We start from the raw sequence: 6,322 nt of genomic DNA, 5'->3' as shown, positions 1-6,322 counted from the left end.
ATATAAAGATGAACAAGAAATTATTTACATTAGGGATGGTTACAGTTTTAAGTGTAGGATTAGCAGCATGTAATAGTGCGGATAAAACTTCAGGGGAGCAAAAACAACAGACAAAGGCTACGGAAACGAAAAAAGATGAAAAGCGAAAGATTACATATTTAGGTAAAGAATATACAGTACCAGCAAAAGTAGATAAAATTGCGACAGCTAGTTTAGAGTCAATGGAAGATGCAGCAGTACTTGGAATTAAACCGGTAGGTGCAATTACGGTTGGTGGGAAATTACCAGGGAACGTTGCAAAAGATTTAGAAGGTGCGAAATCTATCGGTGAGAAAATGGAACCCAACTTTGAAACATTACTTCAATTAAAACCTGATGTTATTACATCAAGTACGAAATTCCCAGCAGAAGCGGCTGAGAAATTTACGAAGGTAGCTCCAACAATCCCAATATCACATGTTTCTACAGATTGGGAAGAAAACTTAAAATTAATGGGAGAACTATCTGGTAAAAAAGACAAAGCAGAAAAAATTATTAAGGATTATAAAGCAGACGCTGAAAAAGCGAAAGCAAAAATTGGAGAGAAGTTAAAAGATAAAAAGGTACTTGTAATAAGATTAAGAGCGAATACATTATTCGTTTATCCAGAAGGAGTATACTTCAACCCTGTAATTTATAAAGACCTTGGATTAACTGCTCCAGAACAACTTAAAAATGTAAAAGCGCAAGAGAAACTCTCTTTAGAACAACTGGCTCAAATAAATCCAGATTACGTATTTTTACAATATGAAGCAAGTGAAAATAATAAACCAAAAGTACTAGAAGAAATAGAAAGTAATCCAATTTGGCAAAGTGTAAATGCTGTAAAAGAGAAGAAAGTATTTGTAAATACTGTAGATCCTATTGCACAAGGTGGTACTGCTTGGAGTAAAACAGTATTTTTAAAAGAAGCAGTGAAAAATTTGACTAAATAATAAAATTAGTAAGGTGCGTTGAATGATATGCGGAAAATAAATTCACTTCCAATGATAATTTTATGCTTAGCACCCATATGTATTTTACTTACTGTTATTTTATCTATCTTATATGGGACAAAAAATATCGATTTTGAAACGACGTGGAATGCATTGTTTCATTTTGATTCGAGTAATGTAAATCATAATATTATTGTTACATCTCGTTTACCAAGGGTAATTGGAGCTCTTTTAGTTGGAGCTTTTCTAGCCATATCAGGAGCACTTATGCAGGGGATGACAAGGAATTATCTTGCATCCCCTTCTATTATGGGTGTGACGGATGGTTCTGCTTTTGTTATTACAATGTGTATGGTATTCCTTCCGGGAATGTCTTCAGTCAACATGATTTTATGTTCTATGCTGGGTTCAGCATTAGGTGCGGGAATTGTTTTTGGATTTGGTTCACTGCTTAGAAACGGATTGTCACCTGTAAGATTAGCAATTATAGGAACCGTGATAGGGACATTCTTAAGTAGTCTTTCTGCCGCAATTGCTTCTTATTTTCAAGTCTCTCAAAATATTAGTTTTTGGTACAATGCGAAATTAGATCAAGTAGATCCCAATATACTTAAATTAGCAATTCCTTTTGGTATAGTTGGTATTATTTTAGCACTTCTCATTTCAAAATCTATTACAATCCTTTCACTGGGAGAAGAAGTGTCTATTAATTTAGGGCAGCGTACGAAAATTATAAAAGTGACTGCAATTTTATCTGTTGTATTTCTGACTGGTACAGCAGTTGCTTTAGTAGGGAAAATAGGTTTTGTAGGACTAATTATTCCTCATATTACCCGCTTTTTAATCGGTGTAGATTATAAATGGATTGTGCCTTGTGCTGGAGTAATTGGTGGTGTGTTTCTTGCTTTATGTGATGTGTTAAGCAGATTTGTAAACTATCCATTTGAAACACCAATAGGCGTTGTTATGTCTCTAATTGGAATTCCTTTCTTCCTTTATTTAATTCGTACAAGAGGGGGAGAGAGACATGCTTAAAGGCTCAAGTCAGCGTTTTGTAATGACTATGGGGACTATTATACTTTTAATTTTATGTACCATTTATATTAGCTTAACGAATGGTACATTTGATATTACAATTATGGACGTCTTTCGAACAATTTTTCGGATTGATCCAGTCCCAGAACATGATTTAGTTATATTTGATTTTAGACTGCCGCGAATCATAATTGCTGGCCTAGTAGGATTAGGTCTAGGGATAGCTGGCGCTGTTATTCAAGGGATTACGAGAAATGGTTTAGCAGATCCGGGTATTTTAGGAGTAAATGCTGGTGCAGGAACTGCAATCGTAATTTTTATGTTCTTTTTCCAAGGACAAATAAAGAGTACGGATTGGATTTCTATAATGATGATGCCCATGTTTGGCTTAGTTGGAGGGTTAGGCGCGGCTATATTAATTTATATATTTTCTTGGCGAAATGGAAAGTTAGATTCACAGCGTCTGTTACTAACAGGGATCGCAATAGGGTCAGGTTTCGGAGCGTTTTCTATGTATTTATCATTGAAAATGAAAGCAACTGACTTTGAAATGGCAGCTGTCTGGGTTTCAGGTAGCATATATAATGCAAACTGGAAATACATTATTGCAATGTTGCCATGGCTTATTATATTAATTCCAATTATAAAAAAGAAAGCTTATTTGCTAGATTTATTTCAATTGGAAGAAACGAGTATTACAAGTCTAGGTGTTTCAGTAGAAAGAGAGAAGTCTATTCTATTATTAAGCAGTATTGGACTTGTAAGTGCATGTGTCGCTGTTTCAGGGAGTATTGGATTTATTGGTCTAATGGCGCCACATATAGCCAAAAGACTTGTCGGCATTCAACATAAATAYGTAATTCCTACATGCGGAGTAATTGGGATGCTACTTGTAATTGCTTCAGATTTTATCGCAAAAACAATTTTTATGCCTGCAGAATTGCCTGTAGGGATTGTTATTGCTATTGTCGGTGTACCGTATTTCTTATATTTACTTTATAAGGCGAAAGCGTAAGAGGAGGAAACAAAAGTGAATATTTTAAGTGCAAAAAACTTGGAAGCAAATTATGAAAAACTTACAGTGTTTCGCGATTTAAATGTGGAAATACAAAAGGGAAAAGTAACGACAATTATAGGTCCAAATGGATGCGGAAAATCGACATTATTAAAAACGATGGGAAGAATTTTAAAACAAAAAAGCGGTAAAGTATATTTACAAGGACAAGATTTAAATACGATTTCAACGAAAGAAATCGCGAAACAGTTAGCCTTGCTTCCGCAAAATCCGATTGCCCCGGGAGAGATTAAGGTAGAAGAGTTGGTTTCTTATGGGCGTTATCCACATCGTAATAACGTGAATAAGTTAACTTCAAAAGATAAAGAAATGATTGATTGGGCATTAGATATTACCAAAACATCAGCGTTTCGAACGAGACAAATTGCGAATTTATCAGGTGGACAAAGACAAAAAGTATGGCTAGCAATGGCCTTAGCGCAAGAGACAGAAGTTTTATTATTAGATGAGCCAACGACATACCTTGATATGTCACACCAATTAGATGTACTGCAAATCGTTGAGAAACTGAATGAAGAACATAATTGTACGGTCGTAATGGTATTACATGATATTAACCACGCAGCTAGATTTTCAGATAAAATTATCGCAATGAAAGAAGGAAACATTATTACAACTGGTAGTCCTATAGAAATTATTACAAACGAGGTGCTAAAAGAGGTATTTCATATCGATGCGCGTGTCATGATAGATCCATATAACGGAGCTCCCGTTTGCTTCGGTTATGATAGTGTATTTCAAGAGGAAAAAGTAGAGATGTATGTAACGAGTTAAGGGGGGATTTGCAGAATGAATACTGCTATTGAAAAACAACAAATTATTGTATCTAATACCGAACAGTGGAAAATGTATTCGACATTAGAGAATCGTGAGTATCAAATTCATATTTCAAAACCGAAGCAGCCAGCACCGGATTCTGGTTATCCTATTATATATGTATTAGATGGGAACGCCTTTTTCCAAACGTTCCATGAAGCTATTAAAATACAATCGGTAAGAGCAGAAAAAACAGGTGTGTCACCAGCAATTATAGTAGGTATTGGTTATCGTATTGAAGGCGCATTTTCAGGAGAAGAAAGATGTTATGATTTTACACCTTCTGTAGTTTCAAAAGATGCACCTTTAAAACCAGATGGTAAACCGTGGCCTAAAACAGGAGGGGCGCATAACTTCTTGACATTTATTGAAGAAGAAGTGAAGCCACAAATTGAAAAAAGTTTTGAAATTGATAAAGGAAAACAAACGTTATTTGGTCATTCTCTAGGTGGATTATTTGCGTTACATACACTATTTACAAATATAAATGCTTTTCAAAATTATTTTATTAGTAGTCCGTCCATTTGGTGGAATAATCAATCATTACTTGAAAAAGAAGAGAATCTTATAAATGAATTAAATATAGCCAAGGCTGAAACGGGAATATTCCTTACGGTTGGATCATTGGAGCGAGAGCATATGGTTGTAGATGCAAATGCATTATCAGAACGCCTTCTTCAATTAAAACATGAGAAGTTTAGATTTAAGTTTTATGAGGCTGAAGGGGAGAATCATGCATCTGTCGTGCCGACCTCTTTAAGTAAGGGATTAAGATTTATTAGTCACGTATAGAAGACAATAATGAAAAAAGGTAAGCCATCGCTTACCTTTTTTCATTATTGTTTTATTGCTACGTATCCATCAATTAAAAAACTAGTGAAAAAGCGATTGATTTGAGTAAAGCCACAATCCTCCATGATAGATAGTAGATTAGTTTCGGAAATAGGAAATATTTCTGTTTCAAAAGAATTTTCAAATCGGTTCCAATCTTCTAATGGAATTTGATTTTGCATCATATGATTGCGCCAAGCATTCAATTGTTCAGAAAACATACTTGTATGGGGTACACCATTTATTGTAGAGAGAAAGAATGGAGCACCAGGTTTTAAGCGACTACTAATTTCATTAAGAAGCTCTTTTTTCTCTTTAATAGTTGGGATGAAATGAAGAACGAGCATACAAGTAGCAGCGTCAATGAATATAGTGTAGAACGCATGAGTAAAGAAGAAAAAGTTTGCATACCTGTAGCTAATGGACACTTTTTAATCATTCGGGCCAGTAAGTTAGAGCATAACAGCAGTGCTCATTCATGATGGCTATGTTGTTCTTTTCGAAAGAGCAAGACCAGAAGAAATCTTCCCTCTTATTGCGGAGGCATATAGTCTGAAAACACGTGAGAAGCAAGTAATACGCAAAATCCTTACGGGTATGTCGGCAAAGGAATTAGCYKRWGAACTTTGTATTTCTATATACACCGTACAGGATCATTTAAAATCTATTTTCGAAAAAATTGGGGTGCGTAGTAGAAATAAACTTGTGTGGGAAGTTTTTTCAAAGTTTTGTTTTGATATAGATAAATCAAAATAGAATTCGTCCGCAAAAATCACATTAAATAAGGTGAATGATTTGTAGAACAGGACTGAAGAAGGTTATGGATGAAACATTCCATAGCCTTTTTTTATAAGTAGAATTGTCCTTTTTGAAAGTTTTGTTTCAACTTTTCGTCTAAASAGACAAAAAGTTGTCACAATTCSGTCACAATTAGCATAAACATAAAATAGACGAAATGAACTTACCCCATAAAAGCTCGACTGATTCAACTAATGATTAGTAGGGCTGAAATAAACACCGATTAAAAGTTCACTTTATTCTCAAGGAGGTAGATCGTATGAAAACTATTCTTGCTATCGCGGGGCTTATTTGGGTTTTATCACATGGCATTCCAATTTATGAAGGAGAGCAAATTCGCAGTGCTCTTAATAAACAATTTAATGAATATCATATCATTGATCGACAAGATAAYGTTGTTACTGTTCGAGTAAATGACTGTTTTCATACGGTAACYGTTGAAGGAACTTCAGTAGTGAATGACACAAAAGTATGTGATCAACAATAACTTTATATATAATAGGAAGAAAAAAGCCTCAATTCAAATATGTGAAGATTGAGGCTTTTATTTATCCAGCTATTTACGGGTTAATAATAAGTGGGAGATGAACAAAAATCTCGTTGATTAAAGTTTCACTTAAATGATTTTTGGAAAAGGGACAGGGTATAATGATAATTGAGATTGAGAAGCTAATAATTTGTTAAGAATAATCATATAAACATTAGATACTCATATGGGGTATCAATACATAGATATTTAATGCTATAATTGATATACTCAAAAAGACATTTATTTTTATCAGATGAAGAGAAA

At 34.3% G+C, this 6,322-nt stretch carries 6 protein-coding genes and 2 pseudogenes; 7 read left to right on the top strand and 1 reads right to left on the bottom strand.

The features are described from left to right. Positions 1 to 8: 8 nt before the first annotated feature. Genes AC1DJR_RS13945 through AC1DJR_RS13925 form a run of 5 tightly spaced genes read left to right on the top strand, consistent with a single transcriptional unit; the run spans position 9 to position 4,692 of the window. A complete protein-coding gene (locus tag AC1DJR_RS13945; RefSeq protein WP_429686857.1) occupies positions 9 to 974 on the top strand; it encodes an iron-hydroxamate ABC transporter substrate-binding protein in 966 nt (321 codons plus the stop codon). Between the two features lie 27 nt (positions 975 to 1,001). Further along, a complete protein-coding gene (locus tag AC1DJR_RS13940; RefSeq protein WP_429686858.1) occupies positions 1,002 to 2,009 on the top strand; it encodes a FecCD family ABC transporter permease in 1,008 nt (335 codons plus the stop codon). Further along, on the top strand, positions 2,002 to 3,024 hold the full coding sequence (locus AC1DJR_RS13935) for a FecCD family ABC transporter permease (RefSeq protein WP_002087982.1): 1,023 nt from the start codon (positions 2,002 to 2,004) through the stop codon (positions 3,022 to 3,024). Before AC1DJR_RS13940 ends, AC1DJR_RS13935 begins: the two co-directional genes overlap by 8 nt. 15 nt (positions 3,025 to 3,039) lie before the next feature. Beyond that, the gene (locus tag AC1DJR_RS13930; protein WP_429686859.1) at positions 3,040 to 3,858 is read left to right on the top strand and encodes an ABC transporter ATP-binding protein; all 819 of its coding nucleotides are present in this window, start codon (positions 3,040 to 3,042) and stop codon (positions 3,856 to 3,858) included. A 15-nt stretch (positions 3,859 to 3,873) separates the two neighbouring features. Further along, positions 3,874 to 4,692: an alpha/beta hydrolase gene (locus tag AC1DJR_RS13925; protein ID WP_429686860.1), complete on the top strand. Its 819-nt coding sequence runs from the start codon at positions 3,874 to 3,876 to the stop codon at positions 4,690 to 4,692. 44 nt (positions 4,693 to 4,736) lie between these two features. Here the strand turns inward: AC1DJR_RS13925 and AC1DJR_RS13920 are convergent. Next, positions 4,737 to 5,093, bottom strand: a pseudogene (locus AC1DJR_RS13920) (class I SAM-dependent methyltransferase); the annotation flags it as partial. Here AC1DJR_RS13920 and AC1DJR_RS13915 point away from each other — a divergent pair. Continuing rightward, positions 5,094 to 5,487: pseudogene (locus tag AC1DJR_RS13915) on the top strand (helix-turn-helix transcriptional regulator); the annotation flags it as partial. It lies immediately after the preceding pseudogene. Between the two features lie 301 nt (positions 5,488 to 5,788). After that, the gene (locus tag AC1DJR_RS13910; RefSeq protein WP_000849107.1) at positions 5,789 to 6,016 is read left to right on the top strand and encodes a hypothetical protein; all 228 of its coding nucleotides are present in this window, start codon (positions 5,789 to 5,791) and stop codon (positions 6,014 to 6,016) included. Positions 6,017 to 6,322 lie beyond the last annotated feature (306 nt).

The organism is Bacillus sp. 05T31, assembly GCF_056396725.1.
This window is presented reverse-complemented; position numbering and strand designations above follow the sequence as displayed.